General features: G+C 52.6%; 1 protein-coding gene. It reads right to left on the bottom strand.

Annotated elements, in window-relative coordinates:
- The coding region (locus ABEW32_RS26270; RefSeq protein ID WP_430193238.1) for a condensation domain-containing protein at window positions 1-1295 on the bottom strand (1295 nt) is incomplete at both ends.

Genomic DNA, 1295 nt, shown 5'->3' with positions numbered 1-1295 from the left:
ACAGCTGCAACCTCCGATACGCCTACATCTCCAAAACCGTAGAGGATTTGTGCCTTCTCCTCGACAGTTACCATATCCAGAGCTGCCAGTGGCTGCTGTGGATGAAGTGTAATGGCACGTATGAGTTCGGTAAAATGCTGCGCCAAGCGTGCGATGGTCTCCGGCTTGTACAGTGCCGTGCTGTATTCCAGACTGCACAAAATGCCTTCTGGCTGCTCTACGGCATCCAAGGTCAGATCAAATTTGGACGTAGGATTGTCCGTCGGATACGGCTTAAAGGTCAGCCCTTCCAGCTCGAACTCCTGCTGCTCAAATGTTTTTAGCTCAAACATCGTGTCAAACAGCGCATTCCGGCTCGTATCCCGCGTCAAATTCAGCTTTTCAACCAGTTCTTCAAACGGATATTCCTGGTGCTCATACGCACTGAGCGCATGTTCTTTGACCTCTTGCAGGTAATCCAGGAACGTTTTGTCCCCCGACGGATAATTGCGGATCGCCAGCGTGTTGAGGAATACGCCTACCAGGCTCCCCAGTTCCGCATGTGGTCTTCCGGCAATCGGCGTGCCGACGATGATGTCCTCTTGACCCGTGTACTTATGCAAAAGCGTGCTATATGCTGCAAGCAACACCATGTACAAGGTAGAGCCCGTCTGCGCGGCCAGCTGTTTCAGCTGCTCGCTGTCCTCCATGCGGATCGCAAACTCAAATCGAGTTCCTTCCAGACGCTGTACAGCAGGTCTTGTAAAATCGGTTGGCATATCCAGCGCCGGAATTTCACCCGACATCGTGTTCAGCCAATAGCTTTCTTGCGCACGCAGACGTTCACTTTGCATGTCCGCATGCTGCCAAACCGCATAGTCCTTGTACTGAATCCGAAGTGGCGGCAGCTCCTGGCCTTCATACAATTGAGAGAACTCCTGCACGATAATGCTTTCCGTCACGCCATCCGAAATAATATGGTGCATGTCATAGAGCATGACGTGACGCTGCGGTCCATTTTCGATCAACTGAACCCGCAGCAACGGGGCTTGTGCGAGATCAAATGCACGTACAAAGTCCTGTGCATACTGCGGTGTCTCATCTTCACTTGCTTGCACATGCTCCACGTTGAAGGGGGCGCTGGATTCAATCCGCTGAATCACCTCGCCATCCACCATCTCGAATCGGGTCCGCAAGGCCTCATGACGGGCAATGAGCTGACGGAAGGCTTGCTCGAATCTCGTTGGATCCAAGGCACCTTCAATAATCAACGCTCCTGGCATGTTGTAGCTAACCTCTCCGCCTTCCAGGTGACT

Source organism: Paenibacillus jamilae (assembly GCF_050482105.1).
Lineage (GTDB): Bacteria > Bacillota > Bacilli > Paenibacillales > Paenibacillaceae > Paenibacillus > Paenibacillus jamilae_B.
Note: the sequence above shows the minus strand (reverse complement) of the source record. Positions and strands in the feature narration are given on the sequence as shown.